A 26,871-nucleotide genomic window follows, 5' to 3' on the forward strand; every position below is an offset into this window, starting at 1 on the left:
TTGGGCGAGAAAGTGCGAGTGGGCGCCGCCATTTCGTCGATCTCGGCGAAGACATGGTGCGGATTCCAGCGCAGACCGTCGTCGTCGGGTCCGACAAGCACTATCCGGAAGAGGCGCCCGCGAAGTCCGTCAGCGTCAGCGAGTTCTCGATCCAGGCCCACCAGGTGACCAATGCCCAGTTCGCCGAGTTCGTCGACGCCACAGGCTATGTCACCGTCGCCGAGCGGCCGTTGAACGCGGCAGACTACCCCGACGCACCCGCAGCGAACCTGCAGCCGGGGTCGATGGTGTTCATGCGTACGCAAGGACCGGTCGACCTTCGACATCTGAGCCGGTGGTGGGTGTGGACGCCCGGCGCATCGTGGCGGCACCCCGTCGGGGCGCACTCATCGATAGCGAAGCGCGCCGACCATCCGGTGGTGCACGTCGCCTACGAAGACGCCGAGACCTATGCGCGGTGGGCGGCTCTCGCACTGCCGACCGAGGCGGAGTGGGAGGTCGCGGCGCGCGGCGGCCTCGAGGCAGCGACGTACACGTGGGGCGACGAGCCCGAGCAGCCCGGCCTGCGGCGGGCCAACTACTGGCACGGCGATTTCCCTTGGCGTCCCGATCCGGGCTACGGACGCACCGCGCCCGTCGGCAGCTTCCCGCCCAACGACTACGGCCTTTTCGACATGGCGGGCAACGTGTGGGAGTGGACCACCGACTGGTATGCCGACACTCGAGAAGGCGACCCGTGCTGCGAGGCGGGCAGCTTCGACCCGCAACTACCGCAATTCCGGGTGCCGCGCAAGGTCATCAAGGGCGGATCGTTCCTCTGCGCCGACAACTACTGCCTGCGATACCGGCCCGCCGCCCGCCGGCCTCAGATGATTGATACGGGCATGAGCCATATCGGCTTCCGCTGCGTAACGCGATCAGCACCTGTGAAGATGTAAGCGTGAAGGACGGAGGCGTTCACTACGCCCGCAACGGCTCGGTGCGGCTTGCGTATCGGGTGCTCGGTGAGGGCGAAACCACACTGGTTTGGATACCCGGCTGGATCAGCAATGCCGACATCCTGACCGCGCCTGACATGCCATTCCAAGCATTCCTCGAAGCGCTGAGCCGCGGCAACAGGTTGGTCGCGTGGGACAAGCGCGGCACCGGACTTTCGGATCCGGTGACCCACGCCCCTCCCCTGGACGAGAGGATGGACGACCTCCACGCGGTGTTGGACGCAGTCGGCGCAGATTCCGCTGCGCTGTTCGGTGTCTCCGAGGGCGGGCCGATGAGCATTCTCTTCGCGGCGACCTACCCCGAGCGCGTCGATTCGCTTTCGTTGTACGGCACCATGGCACGCTTCACTCCCGAGTTGCCGGATCACCCATGGGGTTACACCAGCGACCGGAGGACCGAGATCCTCGAGGAGATCGAAAACCATTGGGGTGAAGGAGCGCTGGCCGATCTGTTCTTCGGCGAGATCGCGAAGATGCCGGGTTTTCTCGAGTTCTACGGGCGGATTCAGCGGTTCGGAGCAAGCCCCGCGATGTGCCGCATGCTCTGGGATGGGCTGTTGGACATCGACGTCAGGGGTGTGCTCGGCTCGGTGCACACGCCGACCCTCGTGCTGAGCCGCGCCGACGACCGTATGGCCCCCATCGACGGTGCGCGCGCTCTGGCGTCGGCGATGCCCAACGCCCGCTTCCTCGAACTGCCGAACGGGCCGCACGGGTTGATGGACGACGTATTGGCGGACGCGGTGGTGAATTTCGCCCTCGGCAAGCCTGCCGACGAATCGGGCGAACGGGTGCTGTCGACGGTGTTGTTCTCCGACATCGTCGGCTCCACGGAGCAGGTCAGCGCGGTTGGCGATGCGCAATGGCGTCGCCAGCTCGATGCACACGACAAGCTCGCCGACTGGCTCGTCGACAAGTACGGCGGCCGCCGCGTCAAACATACCGGCGACGGGATGTTCGCCTTATTCGACGGCCCGACAAGGGCGGCGCGCTGCGCGCTCGAGATGGTTCCGGCTCTCGCCGTGCGGGGCACCAACATCCGCGTCGGTGTGCACACCGGGGAATGCGAACGGCGCGGCGACGAGTGGAGCGGGTTGGCCGTCCACGTCGGCGCGCGTATCGGTGCGATGGCAGGCACCGGCGAAGTTCTCGCCAGTCGAACCGTCCGCGATCTGTCCGCTGGCTCGGGGTTGCGGTTCGACGCGCTCGGCGCGCAGAAGCTCAAAGGCATCGCCGACGAAGTCGAAGTCTTCCGGGTGTCGTGACCGTCAGGACTCCACGGCCTTCTTGATCGCGGCGAGGGTGGCGGGGATGCCGCTCCTGGCCGCCTCGCTTCGCTGCTCGATCTGGGCGTCGGCCTCGGCGCCGTACCGGTCGTGGAAACCCGCGATGCCCGCGGGCAGGAACTCCCACGACTCGGTGAGCCTTGTGCCGTCGCCCTCTGGCTCGAACGCGTACTCCCAGTGCACCCAGCCGTTGTTGACCTGCCAGGCGAACTTGCGCCCCGGTTCGGCGGCCACCACCTGGCTTCGCGTCTCCCATGTCCGCTCCGGGGTCTCGTTGCGGCCGGTGAACCACGCGCCCACTTGCGGGCCGCCGCCTCCCTCGTCCCACCAGCAGGCCTTGCAGATCGGGCTCCACTCGCCCGTCCGGGTCACATCGGAGACCAGCGCGTAGAGCTCGTCCGGAGGCACCGATACGGATATCGAATCAGAGAACGTCAACTCGGTCACGCCTGCGAGTCTGCCACCTCGCGGCTATTGCGCTTTGCGCGCCCGAGTGTGAAGTTAGAACGCGTTCCACCGCCGTCGAAAGGCCAACCGGATGAGCAACAGTAGCGAGCGGATCGCCGTCGTCATCGGCGCGGCGTCCGGGATCGGCTGGGCGAGCGCACGCGCCCTCGCGGCCGACGGCTGCCGGGTGACGCTCGCGGACCGCAACGGCGACGGTGCCCGCGCCAGGGCGAACGAACTGGGCGACCCGCACACGGCCGCGGAGGTCGACGTCACCGACGAGGCGTCGGTGCAACGCCTCTTCGACCAAGTCGGTCCGCTCGACGTCGTCGTCAACTGCGCCGGCTTCGGCAGCCTGGGACTGATCACCGACCTGGCGGTCGACGAGTTTCGCTCCGTCATCGACGTCTGCCTCAACGGCGGTTTCATCGTCGCCAAGTACGCGGGGCGCAAGCTCCGCGAAGGCGGCTCGCTGGTGTCGATCAGCTCGCTCAACGGCAGGCAGGCGGCGGTGGGCATGAGTGCCTACTGCTCGGCCAAGGCCGGCCTGTCGATGCTCACCCAGGTCGCTGCGCTGGAGATGGGACCGCGGGGCATCCGCGTCAACGCGATCTCCCCCGGGTTCGTCGACACCCCGCTCACCGAGGGCTCTTACCTGGTGCCCGGCCTCGTCGAGGACTACCTCGAGAACACTGCGCTCGGCCGTGCGGGTAAGCCCGAGGAGATCGCCGACGCGGTGGTGTTCCTCTGCTCGCCGAAATCATCGTGGCTGACCGGTGAAGTGCTCGACCTCAACGGCGGCGCGCACCTCAAGCGCTATCCCGACGTGCTCGGCCATGTCATGAAACTTGCGGAGGCCCAGTGAGTTTCACCGGAAAGCAGGCGATCGTCACCGGTGCCGGATCCGGCATCGGGGCGGCGTTGTGTCGCGCGCTCGTCGCGGCAGGCGCCGACGTGGTCTGCACCGACATCGACGGCGAAGCCGCGCAGCGGACGGCCTCGGCCCTCGGCGACGGGGCCCGCTCGGCCCGCCTCGATGTCACCGATGCCGCAGCGGTACAGGCGACCGTCGACGATGTCGTCGCCCGCACCGGCCGCCTCGACCTGATGTTCAACAACGCGGGCATCGTCTGGGGCGGCGACACCGAACTGCTGACCCTCGACCAGTGGAACGCGATCATCGACGTGAACGTGCGAGGGGTCGTGCATGGCGTCGCCGCCGCCTACCCGCAGATGATCAAGCAGGGCCACGGCCACATCGTCAACACGGCCTCGATGGCCGGGCTCACCGCGGCGGGTCAGATCACCAGCTACGTGATGACCAAGCACGCCATCGTCGGACTGTCGCTGGCGCTGCGCTCGGAGGCCGCCGCCCACGGCGTCGGCGTGCTGGTGGTCTGCCCGTCCGCCATCGAGACCCCGCTTCTGGAGAAGGGTGCCATCGGCGGATTCGACGGCCGCAACTACTTCCTGCAGGGCCACGCAGGCAAGGCCGCCTACCCCGCCGACCGCCTGGCGCAGGACACGTTGAAGGCGATCGAACGCAACAAAGCCCTACTGGTGAAGCCGCGCAGCGCGCACGGCCAGTGGTTGTTCGCGCGGCTCGCGCCGGGGTTGATGCAGCGCGCGTCGATTCGCTTCATCGCGAGCCAACGCGCCCACCAGGCCCAGGCGCGCTCCGACAAACGCTAGCGCAAACCGGGTTTCCCGCGGCCGGACTGGTTACGGTAGGCCGGTGGCCGCCATGAAGACCGAGTTCACGCTGACGCAGAAGCGTGCCCTGGCGGTCGCGACGGTCATCGCCGTCCTGTTCGGCGCCTACTTCCTGCGCAAGTACTTCATCCTCATCGTGGTCGCCGCGGTGGTCGTGTACCTGTTCAACCCGCTGTACAACCGGCTGACCAAGAAAATGGGCACCGGGTTGTCGGCGACGCTCACCCTGCTGGCGGTGTTCGCAAGCGTCATCGTGCCGGTCGGACTGATCGGACTGCTGGCCGTCGTCCAGATCACCGAGATGGTCCGCAGCGTCGCGGCGTGGGTCGAGCGGACCGACCTGTCCACCCTCGGCGACAAGACGTTGATCGGCGTCAACGAACTGCTGGAACGGGTGCCGTTCGCCGACGTCACGGTGACCCCGGAAATGATTCGGAAGGCGATGACGACCGTCGCCCAGAACGCCGGACAGTATCTGCTGCACCTGTTGCAGGGTGCCGCGGGCGGCGTCGTCGGCGCGATCACCGCGGCGATCCTGTTTATCTACGTGTTCATCTCACTGCTGACGAACAAGGATGCGGTGCAACGGCTGATCCGCCAGCTCAATCCGCTCGGCGAAGAAGCCACCGACCTGTATCTCGCGAAGATGGGCGCGATGGTCGGCGGCACGGTAAAGGGGCAGTTCATCATCGCGGTCTGCCAGGGCGTCGCGGGTGCGATCTCGATCTATATCGCAGGCTTCCACGACGGCTTCTTCATCTTCGCCGTCATCTTGAGTGCGCTGTCGGTGATACCGCTCGGCAGCGGCATCATCACGATTCCCTTCGGCGTAGGAATGATGCTGTTCGGCAACGTATTCGGCGGCGTCTTCGTCATCTTGTTCCACATCATCGTGGTGACGAACATCGACAACTTCCTGCGACCGATCCTCGTGCCGCGCGAGGCCCGCCTCGACTCGGCGCTGATGCTGCTTTCGGTGTTCGCCGGAATCGCGATGTTCGGCGCGTTGGGCATCGTCCTCGGCCCGGTGCTGATGATCGTCATCGTGACGACGATCAGCGTCTACCTGGCCGTGTACAAGGGCGTACCACTTCAGACTCATGACGACGACGACACCGGACGGTCGAAGAAGAACAACCGGGTGATGGGATGGTTGACGCGCAGAGCGCGGCGCGCAGCACCGGAGGTGCCAGATCCCGAAGAGCCAGGCCCGGAGGCGGATGCGCCCGCACCCGAGCCGGACGCGGCTAAACCAGCCTCTCCCTGAGGAATTCGACGACACGCTTGCGCGCCTCGTAGGCGGGGTGACCCTCTTCTTCGCGCAGCTCCAGCGTCAGCACCGAGTGCGCCCTCTTGCCGAATCCGTGCTCGTTGCCCTTCTTCGAGTCGATCTCGATGACCTCGAAGGCGTCACCAAGCCGCTGCTTGAGCGTCTTGAACCGAGCTCCCGGCGACAACGGGTCCTCGCTGAACCGCAGCCCGAGCGCGCACAAGCCCTCATCGACGACTCGCTGTTCGACGATCTTCAACTCGGCTTCCGACAGACCCGGATCGCGCCGGTGCTTGGCCGTCAGGCCTATCGGCAGCGACGGCTGGCTGAGCACCGGGGCCAGCACACTGTCGTCCACAGCGGCCGCCAACGCGAAGCCCCCACTCCAGCACTCACCGATCACCCCGACGCCCTTACCCGGTGTTTTGTCGTTGAGGTCGCGCGCCAATGCCCGAAGGTATTGGGCAACGGGTCGATCGGCGTTCGTTGCGAAGGCCGCGAATTCCTTTGCCACACAACCGCGCAGCATCACCGGCACCATGCCCGGCCGGACGGGAGGTGCGCCCGGCGTGCCGTACAGCGACGGACAGGCGACGGTGAATCCGTTGTCCACCAGATGATTGCCAAGGGCCAGCACTCCGGGATGAATGCCGGGCATCTCCGGAATCAGCACCACTCCTGGGCCATCGCCCTTGCGGTACACGTCGTGGGTATAGCCCGCGGCGGTGAAGGGTGCCGCGGTCCAGCCGCTCAAATCGGCTTCCGGAGCCGCCTGGCCGGCGACATTGGGGTCCGGAGCCGCCTGGGCCGCGACATTGGGGTCCGGAGCCGCCTGGGCCGCGACATTGGGGTCCGGAGCCGCCTGGGCCGCGACATTGGGGTCCGGAGCCGCCTGGGCCGCGACATTGGGGTCCGGTGCGGTCATCGCGGCTCCTATTTCGCTTTCGCGGTCAGTGGCGGCTGCTTCTGCACCGCCGCCGACAGCGTACGGTACTCATCGGTACCGCCGGCCCCCCTGATCGCGATCTGCGCCGGTCCGGTCGGGCCGTTCAGCCGCGTCGTCCACACCGGCTCAACACCGTCGCCACCGTCGTAGACCACCCACCGCACGCCGTCGACATCCTGCGTTCCGGTCGGCGCCATGTCGGAGTCGATGGAGCCGACCAGCTTCTCCTCGTCGGCATTGCTCTGTGTCAACGCCATGTACATCCCGGTCGGGGTGAGGTATCCGACGGTCGAGGAAACCGCGCGGCCCGCCTGCCCTGACGGGTCCGTCCGGCCGGCCTCGATCCCGGCGCGGCTGCCGGAGTTGGCGCGCCAGCCGTCGGGTAGCGCAGGCACCCGGATCGGGATCCGCAGCGCGTCGGCGTCGGCCTTCAGTGCCGCAGGGGCGTCGTAGTCGGGTGCAGGTCCAGCGCCTGGACCGCCGGGCGCAAACGAGCACATCCCGACGATGCCCGCGAGGACGACGCACGCCACGACCAGCGGCACCAGGGACCAGAACATGTCCCGACCGTCCTGCAGCAACCGCGGCTTCGCGGGTCTGGGCGCGGGTTGCGGCTCGGAGGTCACAAGGGCCAGTATCCCAGCTCCCACCGGCCGACCCGCCAATGGGAGAATCGAGAGCCATGAGCCCAGCACGCGGAGAAGCCCCCGACCGCAACCTTGCCCTCGAGCTCGTTCGAGTCACTGAAGCGGGCGCGATGGCGGCAGGACGCTGGGTGGGCCGCGGCGATAAGGAGGGCGGTGACGGCGCCGCCGTCGACGCCATGCGTGAGCTGGTCAATTCGGTGTCCATGCGCGGCGTCGTGGTGATCGGCGAAGGCGAGAAGGACAACGCGCCGATGCTTTACAACGGCGAGGAGGTCGGCAACGGCGACGGCCCCCTGTGCGACTTCGCCGTCGACCCGATCGACGGGACCACGCTGATGGCCAAGGGCATCGCCAACGCGATCTCGGTACTCGCGGTCTCCGAGCGCGGAACCATGTACGACCCGTCGGCGGTGTTCTACATGAACAAGATCGCCGTCGGACCTGACGCCGTCGACGTCATCGACATCACGGTCCCCATCGGCGAGAACATCCGCCGGGTCGCCAAGGCCAAGAATGTCTCGGTGTCCGACCTGACCGTGTGCATCCTCGACCGGCCGCGGCACAGGCAGCTGATCGAAGACGTTCGAGCCGCGGGCGCCCGTTGCCGGCTGATCTCCGACGGCGACGTCGCAGGCGCGATCTCGGCGTGCAGGCCGAACACCAGCACCGACCTGCTCATCGGAATCGGCGGCACACCCGAGGGCATCATCGCCGCCGCAGCCATCCGGTGCATGGGCGGGGCGATCCAGGGCCAGCTCGCGCCGAAGGACGACGAAGAACGTCAGAAGGCGATCGACCGCGGCTACGACCTGGATCGAATACTGCACACCGAGGATCTGGTGTCGGGAGAGAACGTGTTCTTCTGCGCGACCGGCGTCACCGACGGTGACCTCCTCAAGGGCGTTCACTATTACGGCGGCGGCTGCACAACCCAGTCGATCGTCATGCGCTCGAAGTCGGGCACGGTGCGGATGATCGAGGCCTACCACCGGCTGTCGAAGCTAAACGAATACTCCGCAATCGATTTCACCGGCGATAGCAACGCTTACCAGCCGCTGCCGTAACTCACTGACCGATAAAGCAAAGGATCAACTGTGAGCGTCGACTCAGCTCGTTCCGAAGACGTCGAGTACCGCATCGAGCACGACACCATGGGTGAGGTGCGGGTGCCCGTCAACGCGCTGTGGCGTGCACAGACGCAACGCGCGGTGGAGAACTTCCCGATCTCCGGCCGAGGTCTGGAGCGCACCCAGATCCGTGCGCTCGGCCTGCTCAAGGGTGCTTGTGCACAGGTGAACAAGGACCTCGGCCTGCTCGCCCCGGAGAAGGCCGACGCGATCATCGCCGCCGCCGCCGAAATCGCCGACGGCCGCCATGACGATCAGTTCCCCATCGACGTGTTCCAAACCGGCTCAGGCACAAGCTCGAACATGAACACCAACGAGGTGATCGCCGGGATCGCCGCGCGCGGCGGCGTGTCGGTGCACCCCAACGACGACGTGAACATGTCGCAGTCGTCCAACGACACGTTCCCGACCGCGACACATATCGCTGCCACGGAAGCCGCTGTGCGCCATCTGATTCCGGCGCTGGAAGTCCTGCACGAGTCTCTTGCGGGCAAGGCTCGGCAGTGGCGCGTCGTGGTGAAGTCGGGCCGTACGCACCTGATGGACGCCGTGCCGGTCACGTTGGGTCAGGAGTTCAGCGGCTACGCGCGTCAGATCGAGGCCGGCATCGAACGGGTGAAGGCCACGCTGCCGCGACTCGGCGAACTCGCGATCGGCGGCACAGCGGTCGGAACGGGCCTCAATGCCCCCGACGACTTCGACGAGCGCGTGGTCGCGGTGCTGAAGGAACAGACCGGGCTGGCCGAATTGCGAGTCGCGACAAATCATTTCGAGGCACAGGCGGCGCGTGACGGGCTTGTCGAGGCGTCCGGCGCACTCCGCACGATCGCCGTTTCGCTGACCAAGATCGCCAACGACATCCGGTGGATGGGCTCGGGCCCGCTGACCGGTCTCGGCGAGATTCACCTGCCGGACCTTCAGCCGGGCAGCTCGATCATGCCGGGCAAGGTCAACCCCGTCCTCCCCGAGGCCGTCACGCAGGTGGCCGCGCAGGTGATCGGCAACGACGCGGCGATCGCATGGGGTGGCGGCAACGGCGCGTTCGAACTCAACGTGTACATCCCGATGATGGCGCGCAACACGCTCGAGTCGTTCAAGATCCTGACGAACGTCTCCACCCTGTTCGCCAAGCGCTGCATCGACGGCCTGGTCGCCAACGAAGAGCGGCTGCGCGAGCTCGCCGAGTCCTCACCGTCGATCGTGACCCCGCTGAACTCCGCGATCGGCTACGAGGAGGCCGCAGCGGTGGCCAAGCAGGCGCTCAAGGAGAAGAAGACCATCCGGCAGACGGTCATCGACCGCGGGCTCATCGGCGACAAGCTGTCCGAGGCGGAACTCGACAAGCGGCTCGACGTGCTGGCGATGGCCAAGGTGAAAGACGGCGACTAACGCGAGGAGCCGTGGGCCAGCGGCGACTCCCTTGCACGGGCCGTCTCGCGGGTTTTCTCGCGGGCCGAGAGCCAGCGGATACCTGCCCACGCGGTGGCGCTGTGCACGACGAGGCTCAGCGTCACCGTCACGACGACCACCTGTGTGATGAGAGGCGCCTGTTCGATCTCACCGCGCTCGACCATCAGCAGCCCAAGCACGAGGGTCCCGATGCCGCGCGGGCCGAACCAGCCGATGAACATCCGCTCGTGCACGGGGACGTCGCTGCGAATCAACGCGGCATGTACTGCGACGAGCCGCACCACGAACAACGCGACGACCGCGAACACCACCACCCGCCAGTCGGCGTCACGCCATCCGACAATCACCGCATAGCCACCGAACATCGCGAACACCATGAGCTCCAGGAGCTGACCGGCAGCGTCGGATACCTGGGTGTCGGGCTTCACGCCAGCCCGCCGTTCGGCGAACGCGAACGCCAGACCGCCTGCGAATGCCGCGACGAAACCGCTGCCGTGAAAGCGTTCTCCCGCCGCGAAGCACACCAGCGCGATCGCGAGTGTGGCCAACTGCGCCCAGGTGTCGCTCATCCATTCGCGGCGACGCGACCTGGCGATGATCCACCCGCCCAGCGCCCCGATGGCCACGCCGACGACTACGGACACCACTTCTGTGCGCACCAGGAACAAGCCCCACTTGGAGAAGTCGGGTTTGGTGTGGTCCGATGCCAGCGCCAGCGCCGCCAACATCGCCGCGAGAGCGAACCCGTCGTAGAAGCCGCTTTCGGTGGACAGCGCGTGCCGGATCCGTTCGGGAATGCGCTCGTCGTCGAGCAGTGCATCGATCAGCGCGACCTCGGTCGGGGCGACGATCGCCGCCAGACACACCGCCTCCCACAGCGGCATGACGGGAAGAACCAGCAGTGCGGTCAGCGTTCCGAGGCCGAGCGCAAGGGGAATTCCGATGACAAGCAAGCGGAACGTGACGCCCCGGCGGCGCACCACCCCGCCGAGGTCGAGTTCGGCTGCCTGGTTGAACAGGATCACCGTCAGCGCCAACTGCGCGACGACGGTGAAGGTAGCGGTGTCCGTGCCGCCCTCGATCAGGTTGAGCACGAACGGCCCCAACACGATTCCGAACAGAACGAAGATCAGCGCGGGCGCGGTGTACCACTTCTTGACCAGACCAGACACCACCGCATAGCACAGCACCAGCAGGGTGAGCACGAACACGGTGTCGCTGCTCACGGCGGTCAGGCTCCGTTGTTGGGTCCGCCGGAGTTGGCGCCCGGGATGTCGGTGATCGGGAAGTTCGGCATCGGCGGCGGGGATGGCGTATTGGGCAGCGACGGGATCTCGTCGGCCGCGATCTCCTGAAGAACGTTGGCGGGTGGGCCGTTGTCGCGCGCGCCGTATGTGCTTCCCGGCTCACGCGGTCCGAGCAGTTGGCTGACCGTCACCAGGTGGTAACCGTTGGCCTTGAGCACGGGGATGAACTGGTAGACCAGATCGACCGTGCTGGAGTAGGTGTCATGGAACAGCACGACTGATCCGGGCTTGATCTGCGTCATCAGCATGTAGCGGGTCGCCGCGATGTTCGCGTCGTTGATCCAGTCGAAAGGGATGACGTCCCAGTTGATGTCGGCCAAGCCAAACTTCTTGGCCTCCGCAAGCACCTGATCGTTGATCACGCCGCCTGCGGTGCGGACCAGCTTGGGTCGCTGGCCCGTCGCCGCCTCGATGGCGTCGCTGGCCCTGCTGAACTGTGCGGGGACGTCCTGCGGTGGAATGGTGGTCATATTGGGGTGTTCCCAGGTATGGCTGCCGATTTCCATGCCGGCGTCCGCGATGCGCTTGGCCCCGGCGGGGTTGGCGGCCACCTTGTTGCCGATCAGGAAGAACGTCGCCTTCGCGTCGTTGTCCTTCAGGATCTGCAACAGCCGGTCGGTGTAGGGCCCAGGCCCGTCGTCGAACGTCAACGCAACGCATTTGACTTGCGTGCAGTCGACGTCGCCGGGGGTCTCGCGCTTGGCGTGGCCGGTGAGCAGCGAGACCACGACGATGGCGACCGCTGCGACGACGCCGAGCACCACAAGGCCGTACTGCCAGGCCCGGCTGTCTCGTCGCTTCGGCACGGCCGCAGCTTACCGGCGGTCGCTGAGTGATTTCGGCGCGGTCACGTGTGCTGAGCGTATGTGAGCGCGCCGAAATCGCCCGGTTACGGGAGCGCCCCGGGGCTGATCTCCTCCAGCATCTCGGTCACCAGCGCGGCGATCGGCGAGCGCTCGCTGCGCAACAGCGTGATGTGGGCGAACAGCGGGTGGCCCTTGAGCTTCTCGATCACCGCCGCGACACCGTCGTGCCTGCCGACGCGCAGGTTGTCGCGCTGGGCCACGTCGTGGGTGAGCACCACCCGCGATCCGGCGCCCAGCCGGGACAGCACCGTCAACAGCACGTTGCGCTCCAGCGACTGCGCCTCGTCGACGATCACGAAGGAGTCGTGCAGGGAGCGGCCGCGGATATGGGTGAGCGGCAGCACCTCGAGCATGCCGCGCGACAGCACCTCTTCGAGCACCGCGGGGCTGGCAAGCCCTTCGAGGGTGTCGAAGACGGCCTGCGCCCACGGCCCCATCTTCTCGCTCTCGCTGCCGGGCAGATAGCCGAGATCCTGCCCGCCGACCGCGTACAGCGGCCGGAACACGACGACCTTGCGCTGGGTGCGCCGTTCGAGCACCGCTTCCAATCCCGCACACAGTGCCAGCGCGGACTTACCGGTGCCCGCCTTGCCGCCAAGGGACACGATGCCGACGGACTCGTCGAGCAGCAGGTCGAGTCCAACCCGTTGTTCGGCGGAGCGACCGCGCAACCCGAAGACCTCGCGGTCACCGCGAACCAGTTGCACCCGCTTGTCCGGATTGACCCGGCCCAATGCGTGAGAGTTCGCTCCGAGCAGCCGGATTCCCGTGTGGCACGGGAGATCTCGTGCCGACTCCAGGTCGATCTCGCCCTCGGCGAACAGCGTGTCGATGTCCTCGCTTGACACGTCGATCTCGGCCATCCCGGTCCAGCCGGACGTGACGACGTCCTGAGCGTGGTACTCGTCGGCGGGCAGACCGACCGCTCCGGCCTTGACGCGAAGCGGAATGTCCTTGCTCACCAACGTGACCCGCTTACCCTCTGCGGCGAGATTGGCCGCGCACGTCAGGATCCGCGAGTCGTTGGTATCGGTCCGGAAGCCGGCGGGCAGCACCGACGGGTCGCTGTGGTTCAGCTCGACATGCAGCGTCCCGCCCTGGGTACCAACGGGAATCGGCTGATCGAGCCGGCCGTGCTCGAGCCGGAGATCATCGAACAGGCGCAACGCCTGCCGGGCAAACCAACCCAACTCGTGATGATGGCGTTTAGCCTCCAGCTCGCTGATGACGACCAGCGGGACGACCACTTCGTGCTCGGCGAACCGTGTACAGGCCCATGGGTCGGACAGCAACACGGATGTGTCGAGAACGTAAGTCCGGACGGAGGAATCGGTCACGTAACGCTCCTTGAGCAATCGGCCGACTCCTCAACGACCCAGGGTCGCATCGTCGTCGACCGGAGCCCGCGCGGCCCCGCACGAACCTCTCGGCGGAAACTGCGGCACCAGGGCCGGGACCGGCCCTCTCGAGTTGAGTCGATCGGTACCGCCCGGATAGCAGAGCATGTCGCTAGCCATCGGAAACGACGCTACTCCCGAGAACGCGAGCGTGACGTGCAGGCGCGCCGGGTTAACAGCCCAGCAACTTAGACGTTGACTGACCGACGCAATTGCGGGTCGTCGGCAAGGCCCCACGCGGTGATGCGGTCGGAGATCACCTGGCGCAGCGTGGCCTCGTCGAAGATGCCCGCATCTGCGACGTTCTTGCGCTTGTCCGCATAGGCGTCGATGTCGGCGCCGACCACACGGAGGTCGGCGGCGCGTCGTGCGATCGCATTGATCGTGTCTTCGCGGGCGTATCCCAGGCAATGGTCGACGAGGTTGTGGAAGAACTCCTCGTGCCGCTCCTCGTCCTTGGCGATGCGGGCCATCAGACCGTTGAGCACCGGCTCGGTGATCTGCGCCTGCAGGTTGCGGCAATAGACCGCGTACGCGCGCTCGTGGAATGCCATGAACACCAGCCGCTCGATCTGGCTGTAGCTCTCGGCGCGGTAGCCCTTCATGACGTGCTCGACACGCACGTCCTCATTGGCGCTGGGATCGATCTCACGGGTGACCACCAGGTAGTTGCGCAGCGCGATGGCGTGCAGATGCTCCTCGGCGGTCCACCGGCCCAGCCAGCGGCCCCACTTGTCCTCGAGGATGAAGCTGAAGACGAACTCGCGGTGGTAGCCGGCGAGGTTGTCCTTCTCGATCAGCAGGATCTCGAGTGCGTCCGTGATGTGCTTGGGCAGCGTGACCTGCGACGGGTCCCAGTCCTGGCCACCGAGGAACGCGAAGTTCTCGCCCTGCTCGAACGGCACGTAGTCGTGCGCGAACCAGATGTCCTCGGACTCCAGATGACGGGTCAAGTTCTGCTCGACGACCGGCTCGAGTTCGGTGGTGAGCGTATTAGGGACAGGTTTCTGCGCCATGAAAGTAACTGTAACCCACGTTCACACCTTTTTGAAATCAGGCCGACTCGTGTCGTGTTACAGCGTCAAACCCGGGTAGAGCGGGTTGGCGGCCAGCAGTTCGGCGGCCGCTGCGTGCACGCGATCGGCGGTGCCGTCGGCCAGCTTGTACTTGGCCTTGGATGGTCCCGATGACGCGGCCGCCGCCTCGGTGTTGGTCAGCACGTCGACGATCAGCTCGGCCACCCGGTCGAATTCGGCGGGACCGAAGCCGCGGGTGGTCAGCGCGGGTGTGCCGAGCCGGATACCGCTGGAGTACCAGGCGCCGTTCGGGTCGTTGGGGATCGAGTTGCGGTTGGTGACGACGCCCGAGTCCAGCAGCGCAGACTCCGCCTGCCGCCCGGTCACCCCGAACGACTGCACGTCGAGCAGCACGATGTGGTTGTCGGTTCCGCCGGTGACGAGCGTCGCACCGCGTTTGAGGAAGCCCTCGGCGAGCGCCTTGGCGTTGTCGGCGACCCGCTGTGCGTACGTCTGGAACGACGGCTGGCGCGCCTCGGCCAGCGCGACGGCCTTGGCCGCCATCACGTGCGAGAGCGGGCCGCCGAGCACCATCGGGCAGCCCTTGTCGACGGCGTCGGCGTACTCCGGCGTCGCGAGCACCAGCCCGCCGCGCGGGCCGCGCAGCGACTTGTGCGTGGTGGTCGTGGTGACGTGGGCGTGCGGCACCGGGTCCTCGTCGCCGGTGAACACCTTCCCAGCGACCAGACCCGCGAAGTGGGCCATGTCCACCATCAGCGTTGCGCCCACCTCATCGGCGATTTCGCGGAGCTTGGCGAAGTTGATACGCCGCGGGTATGCCGAGTAGCCGCCGACCAACACAAGCGGCTTGAACTCGCGGGCGGCCTCGGCAAGCGCGTCATAGTCCAGCAGACCGGTCGTCGGGTCGGTGCCGTAGCTGCGCTGGTAGAACATCTTGCCGCTGATGTTGGGCCGGAATCCGTGGGTGAGATGCCCGCCGGCGTCCAGCGACATACCCATCAGCTTCTGGTTTCCGAGCTTGGCGCGCAGCTGCTCCCAGTCCGCCTCGGACAGGTCGTTGACGTTCTTGACGCCGGCCTCGGCCAGGCCGGGCGCCTCGACGCGGGTGGCCAGGATGGCCCAGTACGCGACGAGGTTGGCGTCGATGCCGGAGTGCGGCTGGACGTAGGCGTGTGGCGAACCGAACAGCTGCTCGGCGTGCTCGACGGCCACCGACTCGACGGTGTCGACGTTCTGGCAGCCGGCGTAGAAGCGGTGCCCGATGGTGCCCTCGGCGTACTTGTCGGAGAGCCAGGTGCCCATGGTCAGCAGCACCGCGGGCGAGGCATAGTTCTCGCTTGCGATCAGCTTGAGCGAATCGCGTTGGTCGACAAGCTCTTTGCGCGTCGCGGCAGCGATGCGCGGTTCGACAGATTCGATGATCTGCAGGATGTCGCGATACGCGGTGCTGGCGGTGTCGGCGTACTCGGCGCCGGGAGCGGGTGCGGTCACGGACGGATCTGCGGTCATGGTATCCAGCGTAATCGGAGCGACAACAGGAGGACCCGGAGGCTGCCTACGCGCGCCGAACCTCACCAGTCGCAGGAACCTCAGGAATGCTCATCGGCCACTGAGCTGGGGATGGCGGAAGTGCCCGCCTCGCAGCGAAACAGTCGCTCATACGGAATCGGTTTCAGCAGTAGCGAATCTTTCGCTGTGAGGCGGGCACGACGAGTTGTGCCGCCCGGCGTGACTCGTGGGGCCAGGGTGACGGCCCGCCGCGGTCAGGCGGCGCGCAGGGCCGACGGGATCAGCGGCTCGTCGAGCAGCCTGCCGAACCGTTCGGTGAGGCTGACGCCTGCGGGCCGGTCGTCCAGCCAGCCCCGCAGAAGCCGGTAGCCCTCGACATAGGTGCTGGTGTAGGCCCGCCACAGCGGCGAAGACAGAAACCGCAACGTCTGCCTTGCCCGCTCGTCGCTGACCAACAGCCAACGCTTCAGGAATGCCACCACGTCGTCGACGTCGCGGTGTTCGTCGTGCAGCATCAGCGCGGCGTCCTGCCTGACATCGGCCAGCGCCGCGGTCGCATCCGAAACCGTCGCCGCGCGCTCCCCGTCGAATCGAAGGCCCAGATCGGCGTAGATCTCGCCGGCCCATGTACCCCAGCTCGAACCGATCGCGGCGTGGAGCGCCAAGTCGGCCAGCCCCTCGGCCATCAGGCACTGCGGAGTGTTGACCAGAAACAGCGTCTGCTCGGCATGGCCGCGTTTGGCGACCAGACCGGCCTCCTTGCGGCAGTGCTCGGTGTGGTGGCCGGGATAGGACTCGTGGGCAACCAGCCGCGGCAGGTTCGACATCTGCTGGCGCAGGTCGGCATTCACCGCGACGGTCGAGCGGTAGTCGCCGAGGTAGTAGTTGAACCCCGACCACGGCTTGTCGGTCACCACTTCGTAGTTGATGGTTTCGCTGTCCGGCAGCGGGAAATCGGCGCGCACCCGGTCGCGCAGGGCGCTGGAGAACGCGTGGATGCACTCCTCGAGGCGCTCCGGCGGGATCTCCTCGGCACGGCGGTAGGCAGCCATCCGCTCGGCCAGTGGCCCCGTGCCGCCGAGTGCCTGGTCGAGGCGGGCGTGCGCGTCCGCGTAGCGGTCCGGATCGCCCTTGCCGATCTGGACGTCGAAATAGGCGTCGACCTCGTCGACGAATCCGACGGTCTGCCCGGCGAATTTCTTTCCGGCACAGGCCAGCGCGCGCAGATGGGCGCCGAGGTAATCGGCGCGTGCGTCGTCAAAACCCGCCTGGCCGTCGGTGCGCGGCACATTCGGCAGCTCGGCGAGCAGCCGGTCGGCCTGTCTGGCCAGGTCAGCGGGGTCAGGCGCCGGTTCGGATGCGACCGCCTCCCGCAGCGCGGGGTCGCCGGTGAAGGAGTCGACGTAGCCTTCCTCGATCCGGTCGAACCTCAGACCGAGCAGTAGATATTCGCGGATGAGGGTGCCGGACTCCATGGCAACCACGCTAACTGCAAGACTGATCCCATGCCGCGGCTGAGCGAGCCGAGCCCCTACGTGGAGTTCGACCGGAGTCAATGGCGGGCGCTGCGCATGTCGACGCCGCTGAAGCTGGCCGAGGAAGAGCTCGTCAAGCTGCGCGGCCTCGGTGAAAAGATCGACCTGCTCGAGGTCGAAGAGGTCTACCTGCCACTCGCCCGGTTGATCCACCTACAGGTTGCGGCGCGCCAGCGGCTGTTCGCCGCCACCGCCGAGTTCCTCGGCGAGCCGCAGCAGAATCCCGACCGCCCGGTGCCGTTCATCATCGGCGTCGCGGGCAGTGTGGCGGTGGGTAAGTCGACGACCGCCCGTGTGCTGCAGGCACTGCTGGCCCGCTGGGAGCACCATCCCCGCGTCGACCTCGTCACCACCGACGGCTTCCTGTACTCGAACACGGAACTGACGCGCCGAAACATGATGCACCGCAAAGGTTTCCCGGAAAGTTATGACCGCAGGGCGTTGATGCGGTTCGTCACCGCGGTGAAGTCAGGCTCCGATTACGCCTGCGCCCCCGTGTATTCGCATCTGCTCTATGACATCGTGCCCCGTGAGAAGCAGATCATCCGGCATCCGGACATCCTGATTCTGGAAGGGCTCAACGTCCTGCAAACCGGTCCGGCGCTGATGGTTTCGGACCTGTTCGACTTCTCGGTCTACGTCGACGCCCGCATCGAGGACATCGAACAGTGGTACATATCCCGGTTCCTGTCGATGCGGGCGGGCGCGTTCGCCGACCCCGCGTCGCACTTCCACCACTACTCGACGCTGACCGACGATCAGGCGGTCTTCGCGGCCAGCGATATCTGGCACTCGATCAACCGCCCGAACCTTATCGAGAACATCCTGCCCACGCGGCCGCGCGCCACCCTGGTGCTGCGCAAGGACGCCGACCACTCCATCAACCGGCTGCGGTTGCGCAAGTTGTAAGCGCGAGCAGACGCAAAAGTCCCCAAACACTCGGCGTGTCGGGGACTTTTGCGTTCCCTACCTGCGGTGTGGGCCCAGCTCGGCAGAAGAACGTCAGCGCTTCATGCGTCGCACACCCTGGTACTGCAGCTCGGCGAACACCAGCGTGTACACACCGGTGGCGAGCGTCAGCACGATGCCGGTGATGGTCAACGGGAAGACGTCAGCGAGCACGAACACCACGCTGGCGACCGTGAACAGCAGGTTGCCGATGGCCAGCATCAGGCCGACGCGTCGCACCGACGGCAGCTGGGCGAGCGCAAGCACCACAACGCCGTAGGCGATGAAGAAGGCGCTCATCGAATACTCGAACGCCGTACTGGTGCCGGATATCTCGGCCAGCCAGCCCGCGAGTGGAAGCCCGGCGACACCGGCGAGCCCGGTCAGTACTGCGTCGGCGCGCATCGCGAAGCGCAGCAGCGAGTCCGTCGACTCCTTGAATCTCGGTGTGGTGATGGCGGTCATCCTGATTCCTTTCTTTGGTGGGATTACCTTCAGCCGGTGCCGGAGTCGACGCCGCAACCTCTGTCAGCGGCGACTCCGGACCGGGTTGGAAGGGAGTCACGCCAGACGGCGCACTCCGAGGTACTGGGCGTAGGCGAATGCCAGCGTCGCGACGGTGAACGCGATTGTCGACGCCACCCCGAACGCGGTCAGCGGCAGCCACCCCGCCATGAGCACGATGGCAACGACGACGGTGAATGCGATGTTCCCGACGAGCACGCCGACGCCGACACGGCGGACGTCCGGCACACCGGCGGAGACATACAGCGCGAGGCCGTAGCCGACGAGCGCCGCGCCTGCGATCCATTCCGATGTGGCCGACAGACCTGACAGCCGCGACAGCGGATCGGCGGCCATGGCGATGAGCAATCCGAGCGCCCCGCACAGGGTGGCGTCGGCGCGCAGGGCGAAACGCAGCAGTGAATCCGTGCTGTCCCGGACGGGCCGGGCGGTGATGGCGGTCATGGCACTGATGTTGCGCAGATGCCACTGCCAGATCGACGCCAGACGCTGCCAGCTACTGCCAACCGCAGGTCAGAACGGTTTCCTCGTCGTCGCCCCCCACCGCCTCGAGGCGTTAGAAGTCTTGTGCGGTCACCAAATTGCCGCGCAGATCGGCGGCGATCAGCCGGGCGGCGGCGTTCTGCCAGTTGTGCAGCGACCGCTGTGGCACCTCGGTGACAAACCACTGCCAGGCCTGGCGGGCGACGGGATCCAACCCGGCAGCGGTGGCGTTCTGCGCGTACGCCCGCACACCGACGACGTACGGGAAGTACAGCGCGTTGTAGTGGCGCCACTGCTCGGTGGTGCCGAAGTCGCCGCCGTCGCGGGGCTTTAGCCGGGCGATGCGGTCGGCCAGCAGGGCCTTGAGCTCGTTGGCGCGTTCCAGCGGCTGATCGGGAGCGCCGCGGGCGGCCAGCCGTTCGTCGATGCCCGGCAGGGCGGTCAGCGGGCTGGCGACGAGCTTGGACAGGTCGCCGTAGTGGCCGAGCGCGCGGCGGGTGAGCCGGACGAAGGTCTCGTCGTCGACGTCGGAAAGCGGGTTCGTCGACCGCAGCGGCAGCGCTGCCTCAGTGCGGCGCAACGTCGCGCGGTCGGCGCGCAGACCCGGCGAGCGGGAGAACGCCAGCCGGTCCAGCAGGCCGGCCAGCGGGTCGGCAAGCACGTTGATCGCGATCGCTATCGCGACACTGGTGAAAAGAAGCACGGTCAACGCCGTCTGCTCCCCCGTCAACACCAGTCCGACCAACGCCTGCCCGCCGAACAGCACGACCACGACGCCGGTCGCGACGAACGAGCGCAGCATGTCGCCGCGCAGCGCCTGGCCTTCGTCGAACGCGTCCCACATCGCGACCGCGACTCCGAGCAGCACGACGTCGCAACCCGTCGACGCGAGGGCGAGCCAGCTGGGCACGAGGCCAAGCGGGATGACGAGGATCGCGTTGCCGAGGGCGAAGAACAGCGTCGCGACCACGACGTAGCCAACCACCGGCCGCGGCTGCCACGGGCCGAACACCGCCCTCAGCATCGCGCCGAGTGACGAAAGCGAGATGACGGCGAACATCACCCAGTGGCCGAGCCGAACCGGCCCGTCGACGTTGCCCGCCATGGCCGCGCCGAAGAACGCCGCCGCGGCCACCGCGGCGATCAGGGCGATCTCGCCTGCGCGGCTGCGCCAGGTGTCGGACGGCCTGGACAGTTCGAGCAGCACAGCGAACCACGCGATCCCCGGCACCGCGACCAGATAGATTTCGATGCTGCTGAGTCCGTGCAGACCGCTGACCACCCGCACGGCGTCGAGCGCCACCACCGCCGCGAAACTCGTCAGGCCGATAGCGGCCAGCACGAGCACCGGCTTACGCGGATCACGGGCCAGCAGGTACAGGCCCAGCCACCAGCTGAGCGAGAAGACCAACGCCGAAAGCGCCGCCATGGGTCAAGTGTGGCATGGCGATCAGTGCCTGTAGAGGTTGAGCCGATCAGCGGCCGTAGCGGCGGTGCCGCGCGGTGTAATCGCGCAGCGCGCGCAGGAAATCCACCCGCCGGAACTCCGGCCAGTAGGCCTCCGTGAACCACATCTCCGAGTACGCGCTCTGCCACAGCAGGAATCCCGACAGCCGCTGCTCCCCCGATGTGCGGATCACCAGATCCGGATCGGGCTGACCGGACGTGTACAGGTTCTCCGAGATCGCCTCCGCGGTGACCGCCTCGATCAGCTGGTCACCGCTTACGCCGTTGGCGAGTTCCTTGCCGAGAAGCGCCCGCACCGCGTCGACGATCTCCTGCCGTCCGCCGTAGCCGACGGCGACGTTGACATGGAAGGTCCCGGCGGTCGCTTCCGACGCCGTCGACTCCACCGCGTCGCGCAGCCGCCGCGCCGGCTCTTCGCCGAGCAGTTCGAGGTCGCCGACCGTGCGCACGCTCCACTTGTTCGCGGGGGCACAGATCTCCTCCACCACATCGGTGATGATCTCGATCAGGGACGACAGCTCGTCCGGTTCCCGCTGCAGGTTCTCCGTCGAGAGCAGGTAGACGGTGGCCATCTCGATGCCCGCATCCTGACACCAGCGCAACATCTCGGCAATCTTGTCCGCGCCCACCCGATAGCCGTAACTGACGTCATCGTGACCAGCATCACGGGCCCATCGCCGGTTACCGTCACAGAGAACCGCGATATGGCGGGGCAGTTCGGTTTTCGATGCCGCGAGACCCTGCCGCAACCGCATCTCATAGAGCCGATACACCGGCTCCTTGAGACGAGCGGGAATGATCTCCACGAAAATCAAGACTACTGTGGCGAACGGGAATCACCGAGCGGCCAATGGAGGTGACGTGACCGCCTCGATCGACACCGACGAACCGGATCGCACCCACCGTCGTGGTGATGGCGCAGAAGACTTTCCCGAGGCGGTCGTCGACCGCGTCGCACAGGCCATCGGCAGGCCGCGGGCGCGGGGCTGGATCCACGTCTACGCGGCCGTCGTCGCGCTCATCGCAGGCGCGACGCTGGTATCGGTGTCCTGGGCGATGGTCGGGACCAGGGCCGGGCTCGCGACACTGATCTACACGTTCACGATCGTGGCCATGTTCGCCGTCAGCGGTGCATACCACCGGATCACCTGGAAGTCGGCGACGCTCCGTAAATGGATGAAGCGCGCCGACCACTCGATGATCTTCGTGTTCATCGCGGGCAGCTACACACCGTTCGCCCTGCTCGCGCTGCCGTCGGAGAAGGGCATGGTGCTCTTCTGGATCGTCTGGAGCGGCGCCATAGCGGGCGTGCTGCTCAAGATGTTCTGGCCGTCTGCGCCGCGCTGGGTGGGCGTGCCGCTGTACCTCCTGTTGGGCTGGGTTGCGGCGTGGTTCGTCGGACCGATCCTGCACGGGGCGGGGGTGGCGGCGCTGGTCCTGCTGATCGTCGGCGGCGCGCTCTACAGCATCGGCGGCGTGCTGTACGGCCTGAAATGGCCCAACCCGTGGCCCGAGACGTTCGGGCATCACGAGTTCTTCCACGCGTGCACCGCGGTGGCCGCTCTCCTGCACTACATCGCGATGTGGTTCGCCGTCTTCAGCGGCTAGCCAATCTGCGATTTCGGCGCGCTCACGTACGCTCAGCGTCGATCAGCGCGCCGAAATCACTCATGCGGGCTTGAGGTTCTCCGGGCCCCAGTAGGCCTTCATCGACGCGATCTTGCCGTCGTCGTTGAACGTCATCGTGCTGATGATCTCGATCTGCATCCGATTTCCGCCAAGCTCGAGGGTGAGCGCCCAATAGAACGCGGCCTCCTGCCCCAGCGACCGCAGCGTGTACAGCTCGGCCGCGTTGTCGCCGGTAGGGATCGCCGAGTAGAACCCGCGGATCGCCTCGCGGCCGATGTGCACCTCTCCGCCGACCGGATCCTCGACGGTGCCGTCGCCGGCGTAGAGGTCGACGATGTCGTCGGTGCGACCTTCCGCTGCCAGTTCGAGGTAGCGCTTGACGGTCTTGGCGTTGCCTTCGGGCGTCGACATGCGCCGAACGCTACACGGCCACACCAAGAGCGGACGCGAGATCCCCGACGGTGGTGACCGGCAGGTCGCACACCCGGCCGCGGCACACGTAGGCGGCGTCAGCACCGTCGACCCGATCGCGATCGGTCAGCAGCTCCGAGGAGTTCACCGCGCCACCGACGACCACCGCGCCTCCGGGAGCCAGCTCGCGGGCCGCGCGGAGCAATGGCGAGTCGGAACCACTTGTGGCGACCGCGATTTGGATGGGGCCACGCACGGCAGCCTCGGCAACGGCCAACCAGTGTCCGGCCGAGCGCGGCAATCGCGCGAGCACCGGAGTCGCCGACGACAACGACTCCGCGGCGGCCGACGCGTACCGGTCGGCGCGGGACGCGGGCACCAAATGCGCGGCGGTGAGCAGCGCTTCGGCGATCGATGAGGCACCCGACGGCGTCGCTCCGTCCAGCGGATCGGCCGGCCGCACCAGCAGTTGCTCGGCGTCGTCAGCGGTGTCGAACCACCGGCCGGGACGCTCGGGGTCGGCGAAGTGCTCCAGTGCCGTGTCGAGCAACCCGATTGCGGCGTCCAGCCATTGTGCGCCGCCGACGATCTGGTGCAGGGTGAGCAGCCCGGTCGCCAGAGTCGCGTAGTCCTCGAGGATTGCGGCGCTGTCGCCGACGCGTCCGCCGAGGCTCGCACGGCGCAGCCTGCCGTCGACGATGTGTAGGTCGAGCACCGTCCGCGCGCATCGCGTCGCGGCGTCGAGGAACTCGGCCTCATCGAGTGCGACACCCGCCTCGACGAGTGCAGTGATCGCCCACCCGTTCCACGCCGTGATGACCTTGTCGTCGCGGCCAGGCTGCGGCCGGGTCAACCGGGCGGCCAGCAGGGCGGTCCTGATGCGGTCGAACCGTTCGATGTCGTCGGGGTCCGCCGGTAATTGCAGCACCGAGCTGCCGTGTTCGAACGTGCCCGCCTCGGTCACACCGAAAAGTGCTGCCGCCCAACGTCCGTCGTCACCGCCGAGCAGCTCGGTCAGCTGGGCGGGCGTCCACGCGTAGGTCAGCCCTTCGATTCCGTCGGCGTCGGCGTCGAGCGAGGAGATGAACATCCCGTCGGCGCTCAGCTCGTCGATCAAGAAGCGCGCCGTCTCGCGGGTGACCTTGCGCGCCAGCGGGTTTCCCGTGCGCCGCGACCAATGCGCGTAGGCCCGCAGCAGCAATGCATTGTCGTAGAGCATCTTCTCGAAGTGCGGCACCACCCACGAGGCGTCAACGCTATAGCGGGCGAATCCACCGGCCAGCTGGTCGTAGATGCCGCCGCGGGCCATCGCGATAGCGGTGCGTTCGACGGTCGCCAGCGGCGCAGGCTCGCCGGTGCGTTCGTGGCTGCGCAGCAGTGCCTCGAGCAGCGCCGACGGCGGGAACTTGGGCGCTCCGCCAAATCCACCCCTGACCGTGTCCTCGTCAGCCAGCACCGCGGCGACAGCGTGGTCGCACAGCGCGGGCGCCACCTCGGGGCCACCGCCGGGCAACCCGGATGCCATCGACCGCAACTCGGTGATGATCTGGTCGGACGCCTGCTCGACGTCGTCGCGCCGGCCCTGCCACGTGTCGCTGACAGCCGCGAGCAACTGCAGGAAGTTCGGCTTCGGGTAGTAGGTGCCGCAGAAGAACGGCCTGCCGTCGGGGGTCAGGAAACAGGTCATCGGCCAGCCGCCCTGACCGGTCAGCGCCACGGTCGCGTTCATGTACACCGCGTCGATGTCGGGTCGCTCCTCGCGGTCCACCTTGATGCACACGTAGCCCGCGTTCATCGCGGCCGCCACATCGTCGTCCTCGAACGACTCGTGCGCCATCACATGGCACCAGTGGCATGCGGCGTAGCCGATCGACAGCAGGATCGGCACGTCCCGCGCGGCCGCCTCGGCCAACGCTTCGGGGGTCCACTGGCGCCAGTGCACCGGGTTGTCGGCGTGCTGCCGCAGGTACGGGCTTGTCGCCTCGCCGAGGGTGTTACCAGTGCTCATTCTCGACTCACGCTCGTCCCCTGCCCTGCGGGCCTGGGCCCGCCGGTCCTCACTCGCGTTCGCCTTCGGGGAGGCCCACTAGGACGCCTTGCTGCCCGCATCCGGTTCGACGGTTCCTTCGTCGACGACCTGATCCGGCTCCGGGTTCTCGCGGTCGAACGACTCCGGTAGCCGCTTGAGGCGCCGATTCATCGACCGCACCAACAGGAAGGTCCCGATCATCAGCAGCACGACGACCAGCAGGCCGAACGGGCTGGCCTTGCCGAAATCCGGTCCGGTGTCCTTGGGTGCCTCGTCGGCCAGCAGGCCGGCGATCATCACCAACGTGTCAGTCATCGTCGTCCATGATGCCTGTGAACAGATCGGTCTCGGGCAGGCTGACCGGCACCCGGGACCTGGCCAGCTCGAATTCCTCCGTCGGCCACAGCCGCTGCTGCCATTCGATGGGTGCGGCGAAGAAGTCGCCTGCCGGATCGATCTGGGTGGCGTGGGCGCGCAGCGCATCGTCGCGCTGGGAGAAGTACTCCGAGCACTCGACGCGGGTCGTCACCCGGCCCGCGAACACGTCGATCTCCGGATCCCAGTGCTTGAGCCATTTGTCGAACGGTCCCGACTGGCCGTGCTTGGCGAACTCCTCCTGCAACAGCTGCATGCGCTGGCGCAGGAAGCCGTGGTTGTAGTACAGCTTCTTGACCGCCCACGGCTGCCCCGCGTCGGGATAAAGCCGGTGGTCGGACGCGGCTTCGTATGCGGCAACCGATACCCGATGACAGGCGATGTGGTCAGGATGCGGATATCCGCCGTTCTCGTCGTAGGTGGTCATCACATGCGGCTTGAAGTCGCGGATCACCTTCACCAGCGCCTCGGTCGGGATGTGCAACGGTTCGAGCGCGAAGCAGCCTTCCGGCAGCGGCGGCGGCGGGTCACCCTCGGGCAGGCCGGAGTCGACGAAACCCAACCAGTGGTGCTCGACGCCGAGGATCTCGGCGGCCTTGCGCATTTCGTCGATCCGGATCTCGTGGATCCGGCCGTGCACCTCGGGCAGGTCCATCGCCGGGTTGAGGATGTCACCGCGCTCGCCACCGGTCAGGGTCACCACCATCACCCGCGCGCCTTCGGCGGCGTAGCGGGCTGTGGTGGCGGCACCCTTGCTGGACTCGTCGTCCGGGTGGGCATGCACCGCCATCAAACGCATCTGCTTCAAGTGGTTCCTCATCACGTCGACACGTTTCAACCGTTTTCGGTAGCCCTATAGTTCCAGTCCTAGTACTTGTATCCGACCGACGGGCCACTGAACCCTTGATTGATCGTCCCCCAGCCCGTTACGGGCGGCAGCGCATGTCACGCCGATCACGTCGCTGGTGGGCGATCGGCCTGACCGCGCTGGTCCTGGTCGCCGGGGTGGTGATCGCGATCGTGGCATCGCAGCGTCTCGGCAGCGGCGACGTGCAGGGTGAGCTGGGCGGATACCGGCTGATCGACGACGAGACGCTGTCGGTGACGATCAAGGTCACCCGCGCCGACCCGTCGCGTCCGGTGGTCTGCATCGTGCGGGCCCGCGCCATCGACGGCAGCGAGACCGGACGCCGGGAGGTGCTCGTGCCGCCGTCGTCGCAGGACACCGTGACCGTCACCACCACCGTGAAGTCCACCCGGCCGCCGGTGGTCGGCGATGTGTACGGGTGCGGGACGGACGTGCCCGCCTATCTGGTGGCGTCCTGATACCGGCGTCTGGCCTGCCACGCAACAAACCACAAGAAGCGATTGTGTGAAAACCGGCTGACGTGGCGGTGGTAACATGGCCCGATACACGGTTCCTGCTGGGACCGTGTATTGCTGCTTTTGCGCACGGATTGAGCGCTGGCCACTGTGGCAATACATATGACAGCTCCCAGCAGACGAGAC

Annotated in this window: 27 protein-coding genes; 10 read left to right on the forward strand and 17 right to left on the reverse strand. The window is 67.0% G+C overall.

The window, feature by feature from the left end; translation table 11 throughout:
* Positions 1 to 53 precede the first annotated feature (53 nt).
* The gene (locus D6M19_RS12160; RefSeq protein ID WP_123025465.1) at positions 54 to 938 is read left to right on the forward strand and encodes a formylglycine-generating enzyme family protein; all 885 of its coding nucleotides are present in this window, start codon (positions 54 to 56) and stop codon (positions 936 to 938) included.
* A gap of 2 nt (positions 939 to 940) precedes the next feature.
* Positions 941 to 2,263, forward strand: a complete 1,323-nt coding sequence (locus D6M19_RS12165; RefSeq protein ID WP_123025466.1) for an adenylate/guanylate cyclase domain-containing protein — start codon at positions 941 to 943, stop codon at positions 2,261 to 2,263.
* A gap of 3 nt (positions 2,264 to 2,266) precedes the next feature.
* Here D6M19_RS12165 and D6M19_RS12170 read toward each other — a convergent pair whose 3' ends face one another.
* Positions 2,267 to 2,731, reverse strand: a complete 465-nt coding sequence (locus D6M19_RS12170; RefSeq protein ID WP_123025467.1) for an SRPBCC family protein — start codon at positions 2,729 to 2,731, stop codon at positions 2,267 to 2,269.
* 91 nt (positions 2,732 to 2,822) lie between these two features.
* Between D6M19_RS12170 and D6M19_RS12175 the strand changes: the two genes are divergently transcribed.
* Genes D6M19_RS12175 through D6M19_RS12185 form a run of 3 tightly spaced genes read left to right on the forward strand, consistent with a single transcriptional unit; the run spans position 2,823 to position 5,711 of the window.
* A complete protein-coding gene (locus D6M19_RS12175; RefSeq protein ID WP_123025468.1) occupies positions 2,823 to 3,596 on the forward strand; it encodes an SDR family NAD(P)-dependent oxidoreductase in 774 nt (257 codons plus the stop codon).
* Complete coding sequence (locus tag D6M19_RS12180; protein ID WP_123025469.1) at positions 3,593 to 4,423, forward strand: SDR family oxidoreductase; 831 nt, start codon at positions 3,593 to 3,595, stop codon at positions 4,421 to 4,423. Before D6M19_RS12175 ends, D6M19_RS12180 begins: the two co-directional genes overlap by 4 nt.
* Positions 4,424 to 4,475: 52 nt before the next feature.
* A complete protein-coding gene (locus D6M19_RS12185; RefSeq protein WP_123025470.1) occupies positions 4,476 to 5,711 on the forward strand; it encodes an AI-2E family transporter in 1,236 nt (411 codons plus the stop codon).
* Here D6M19_RS12185 and D6M19_RS12190 read toward each other — a convergent pair.
* Both D6M19_RS12190 and D6M19_RS12195 read right to left on the reverse strand, forming a co-directional pair.
* Positions 5,692 to 6,639 carry a dienelactone hydrolase family protein gene (locus tag D6M19_RS12190; RefSeq protein ID WP_123025471.1) on the reverse strand — a complete coding sequence of 316 codons (948 nt, stop codon included), beginning with the start codon at positions 6,637 to 6,639 and terminating at the stop codon, positions 5,692 to 5,694. The two genes, D6M19_RS12185 and D6M19_RS12190, sit on opposite strands and share 20 nt — an antisense overlap.
* Positions 6,640 to 6,647: 8 nt before the next feature.
* Positions 6,648 to 7,286, reverse strand: a complete 639-nt coding sequence (locus D6M19_RS12195; protein ID WP_123025472.1) for a DUF4245 domain-containing protein — start codon at positions 7,284 to 7,286, stop codon at positions 6,648 to 6,650.
* A 38-nt stretch (positions 7,287 to 7,324) separates the two neighbouring features.
* Here D6M19_RS12195 and glpX point away from each other — a divergent pair, with 38 nt between their 5' ends.
* A complete protein-coding gene (gene glpX, locus D6M19_RS12200) occupies positions 7,325 to 8,371 on the forward strand; it encodes a class II fructose-bisphosphatase (protein WP_234834819.1) in 1,047 nt (348 codons plus the stop codon).
* A gap of 30 nt (positions 8,372 to 8,401) precedes the next feature.
* On the forward strand, positions 8,402 to 9,823 hold the full coding sequence (locus D6M19_RS12205; RefSeq protein WP_123025474.1) for a class II fumarate hydratase: 1,422 nt from the start codon (positions 8,402 to 8,404) through the stop codon (positions 9,821 to 9,823).
* Here the strand turns inward: D6M19_RS12205 and D6M19_RS12210 are convergent.
* From D6M19_RS12210 to D6M19_RS12235, 6 genes are all read right to left on the reverse strand, one after another.
* On the reverse strand, positions 9,820 to 11,070 hold the full coding sequence (locus D6M19_RS12210) for a cation:proton antiporter domain-containing protein (protein WP_164478447.1): 1,251 nt from the start codon (positions 11,068 to 11,070) through the stop codon (positions 9,820 to 9,822). The genes D6M19_RS12205 and D6M19_RS12210 overlap by 4 nt on opposite strands.
* Positions 11,071 to 11,075: 5 nt before the next feature.
* Positions 11,076 to 11,957: a polysaccharide deacetylase family protein gene (locus D6M19_RS12215; protein WP_123025476.1), complete on the reverse strand. Its 882-nt coding sequence runs from the start codon at positions 11,955 to 11,957 to the stop codon at positions 11,076 to 11,078.
* An 83-nt stretch (positions 11,958 to 12,040) separates the two neighbouring features.
* Entirely contained in the window at positions 12,041 to 13,354 is a 1,314-nt protein-coding gene (locus D6M19_RS12220) for an RNA 5'-3' helicase PhoH2 (protein ID WP_123025477.1), read from the reverse strand.
* 248 nt (positions 13,355 to 13,602) lie between these two features.
* Entirely contained in the window at positions 13,603 to 14,430 is an 828-nt protein-coding gene (locus D6M19_RS12225) for an acyl-ACP desaturase (protein ID WP_123025478.1), read from the reverse strand.
* 57 nt (positions 14,431 to 14,487) lie between these two features.
* Complete coding sequence (locus D6M19_RS12230; protein ID WP_123025479.1) at positions 14,488 to 15,960, reverse strand: glycine hydroxymethyltransferase; 1,473 nt, start codon at positions 15,958 to 15,960, stop codon at positions 14,488 to 14,490.
* Between the two features lie 254 nt (positions 15,961 to 16,214).
* Complete coding sequence (locus D6M19_RS12235) at positions 16,215 to 17,435, reverse strand: DUF885 domain-containing protein (protein ID WP_123025480.1); 1,221 nt, start codon at positions 17,433 to 17,435, stop codon at positions 16,215 to 16,217.
* 30 nt (positions 17,436 to 17,465) lie between these two features.
* Here D6M19_RS12235 and coaA point away from each other — a divergent pair, with 30 nt between their 5' ends.
* On the forward strand, positions 17,466 to 18,404 hold the full coding sequence (coaA, locus tag D6M19_RS12240) for a type I pantothenate kinase (RefSeq protein ID WP_123025481.1): 939 nt from the start codon (positions 17,466 to 17,468) through the stop codon (positions 18,402 to 18,404).
* A gap of 93 nt (positions 18,405 to 18,497) precedes the next feature.
* Here coaA and D6M19_RS12245 read toward each other — a convergent pair whose 3' ends face one another.
* The 4 genes from D6M19_RS12245 to D6M19_RS12260 form a co-directional block, all read right to left on the reverse strand.
* Positions 18,498 to 18,908, reverse strand: a complete 411-nt coding sequence (locus D6M19_RS12245) for a hypothetical protein (protein ID WP_206428507.1) — start codon at positions 18,906 to 18,908, stop codon at positions 18,498 to 18,500.
* A 96-nt stretch (positions 18,909 to 19,004) separates the two neighbouring features.
* Positions 19,005 to 19,412, reverse strand: a complete 408-nt coding sequence (locus D6M19_RS12250) for a hypothetical protein (RefSeq protein WP_123025482.1) — start codon at positions 19,410 to 19,412, stop codon at positions 19,005 to 19,007.
* A 112-nt stretch (positions 19,413 to 19,524) separates the two neighbouring features.
* Positions 19,525 to 20,880 (reverse strand): hypothetical protein, encoded by a 1,356-nt coding sequence (locus D6M19_RS12255; RefSeq protein ID WP_123025483.1) that lies wholly within the window; start codon positions 20,878 to 20,880, stop codon positions 19,525 to 19,527.
* A gap of 46 nt (positions 20,881 to 20,926) precedes the next feature.
* Positions 20,927 to 21,724, reverse strand: coding sequence for a (2Z,6E)-farnesyl diphosphate synthase (locus D6M19_RS12260; RefSeq protein ID WP_123025484.1), 798 nt, complete (start codon positions 21,722 to 21,724; stop codon positions 20,927 to 20,929).
* A 55-nt stretch (positions 21,725 to 21,779) separates the two neighbouring features.
* Between D6M19_RS12260 and trhA the strand changes: the two genes are divergently transcribed.
* Positions 21,780 to 22,526: a PAQR family membrane homeostasis protein TrhA gene (gene trhA / locus D6M19_RS12265; RefSeq protein WP_234834820.1), complete on the forward strand. Its 747-nt coding sequence runs from the start codon at positions 21,780 to 21,782 to the stop codon at positions 22,524 to 22,526.
* A gap of 60 nt (positions 22,527 to 22,586) precedes the next feature.
* Here the strand turns inward: trhA and D6M19_RS12270 are convergent, their stop codons facing one another.
* The 4 genes from D6M19_RS12270 to mca form a co-directional block, all read right to left on the reverse strand.
* On the reverse strand, positions 22,587 to 22,958 hold the full coding sequence (locus tag D6M19_RS12270) for a nuclear transport factor 2 family protein (protein WP_123025485.1): 372 nt from the start codon (positions 22,956 to 22,958) through the stop codon (positions 22,587 to 22,589).
* 10 nt (positions 22,959 to 22,968) lie between these two features.
* Positions 22,969 to 24,966, reverse strand: coding sequence for a thioredoxin domain-containing protein (locus D6M19_RS12275; protein WP_123025486.1), 1,998 nt, complete (start codon positions 24,964 to 24,966; stop codon positions 22,969 to 22,971).
* Positions 24,967 to 25,044: 78 nt separating this feature from the next.
* Positions 25,045 to 25,302: a hypothetical protein gene (locus D6M19_RS12280; protein WP_123025487.1), complete on the reverse strand. Its 258-nt coding sequence runs from the start codon at positions 25,300 to 25,302 to the stop codon at positions 25,045 to 25,047.
* On the reverse strand, positions 25,295 to 26,170 hold the full coding sequence (gene mca / locus D6M19_RS12285; RefSeq protein ID WP_123025518.1) for a mycothiol conjugate amidase Mca: 876 nt from the start codon (positions 26,168 to 26,170) through the stop codon (positions 25,295 to 25,297). The genes D6M19_RS12280 and mca overlap by 8 nt, the downstream gene beginning before the upstream one ends.
* Positions 26,171 to 26,265: 95 nt before the next feature.
* On the opposite strand from mca, the gene D6M19_RS12290 reads away from it, so the two are divergent.
* Positions 26,266 to 26,688 carry a DUF4307 domain-containing protein gene (locus D6M19_RS12290; RefSeq protein ID WP_123025488.1) on the forward strand — a complete coding sequence of 141 codons (423 nt, stop codon included), beginning with the start codon at positions 26,266 to 26,268 and terminating at the stop codon, positions 26,686 to 26,688.
* The last annotated feature ends 183 nt before the right edge of the window (positions 26,689 to 26,871 follow it).

Source organism: Mycolicibacterium stellerae (assembly GCF_003719305.1).
Taxonomy (GTDB): Bacteria; Actinomycetota; Actinomycetes; order Mycobacteriales; family Mycobacteriaceae; genus Mycobacterium; species Mycobacterium stellerae.

Bases quoted from the DNA above. Each gene is read 5' to 3' on its own strand.
- D6M19_RS12250 (WP_123025482.1), bottom strand. From the start codon at position 19,412: ATGACCGCCATCACCGCCCGGCCCGTCCGGGACAGCACGGATTCACTG.
- D6M19_RS12225 (WP_123025478.1), bottom strand. From the start codon at position 14,430: ATGGCGCAGAAACCTGTCCCTAATACGCTCACCACCGAACTCGAGCCG.
- D6M19_RS12190 (WP_123025471.1), bottom strand. From the start codon at position 6,639: ATGACCGCACCGGACCCCAATGTCGCGGCCCAGGCGGCTCCGGACCCC.
- coaA (WP_123025481.1), top strand. From the start codon at position 17,466: ATGCCGCGGCTGAGCGAGCCGAGCCCCTACGTGGAGTTCGACCGGAGT.
- D6M19_RS12235 (WP_123025480.1), bottom strand. From the start codon at position 17,435: ATGGAGTCCGGCACCCTCATCCGCGAATATCTACTGCTCGGTCTGAGG.
- D6M19_RS12175 (WP_123025468.1), top strand. From the start codon at position 2,823: ATGAGCAACAGTAGCGAGCGGATCGCCGTCGTCATCGGCGCGGCGTCC.
- D6M19_RS12185 (WP_123025470.1), top strand. From the start codon at position 4,476: ATGAAGACCGAGTTCACGCTGACGCAGAAGCGTGCCCTGGCGGTCGCG.
- D6M19_RS12270 (WP_123025485.1), bottom strand. From the start codon at position 22,958: ATGTCGACGCCCGAAGGCAACGCCAAGACCGTCAAGCGCTACCTCGAA.
- D6M19_RS12275 (WP_123025486.1), bottom strand. From the start codon at position 24,966: ATGAGCACTGGTAACACCCTCGGCGAGGCGACAAGCCCGTACCTGCGG.
- D6M19_RS12280 (WP_123025487.1), bottom strand. From the start codon at position 25,302: ATGACTGACACGTTGGTGATGATCGCCGGCCTGCTGGCCGACGAGGCA.
- D6M19_RS12160 (WP_123025465.1), top strand. From the start codon at position 54: ATGGTGCGGATTCCAGCGCAGACCGTCGTCGTCGGGTCCGACAAGCAC.
- D6M19_RS12245 (WP_206428507.1), bottom strand. From the start codon at position 18,908: ATGACCGCCATCACCACACCGAGATTCAAGGAGTCGACGGACTCGCTG.
- glpX (WP_234834819.1), top strand. From the start codon at position 7,325: ATGGGAGAATCGAGAGCCATGAGCCCAGCACGCGGAGAAGCCCCCGAC.
- D6M19_RS12255 (WP_123025483.1), bottom strand. From the start codon at position 20,880: ATGGCGGCGCTTTCGGCGTTGGTCTTCTCGCTCAGCTGGTGGCTGGGC.
- D6M19_RS12230 (WP_123025479.1), bottom strand. From the start codon at position 15,960: ATGACCGCAGATCCGTCCGTGACCGCACCCGCTCCCGGCGCCGAGTAC.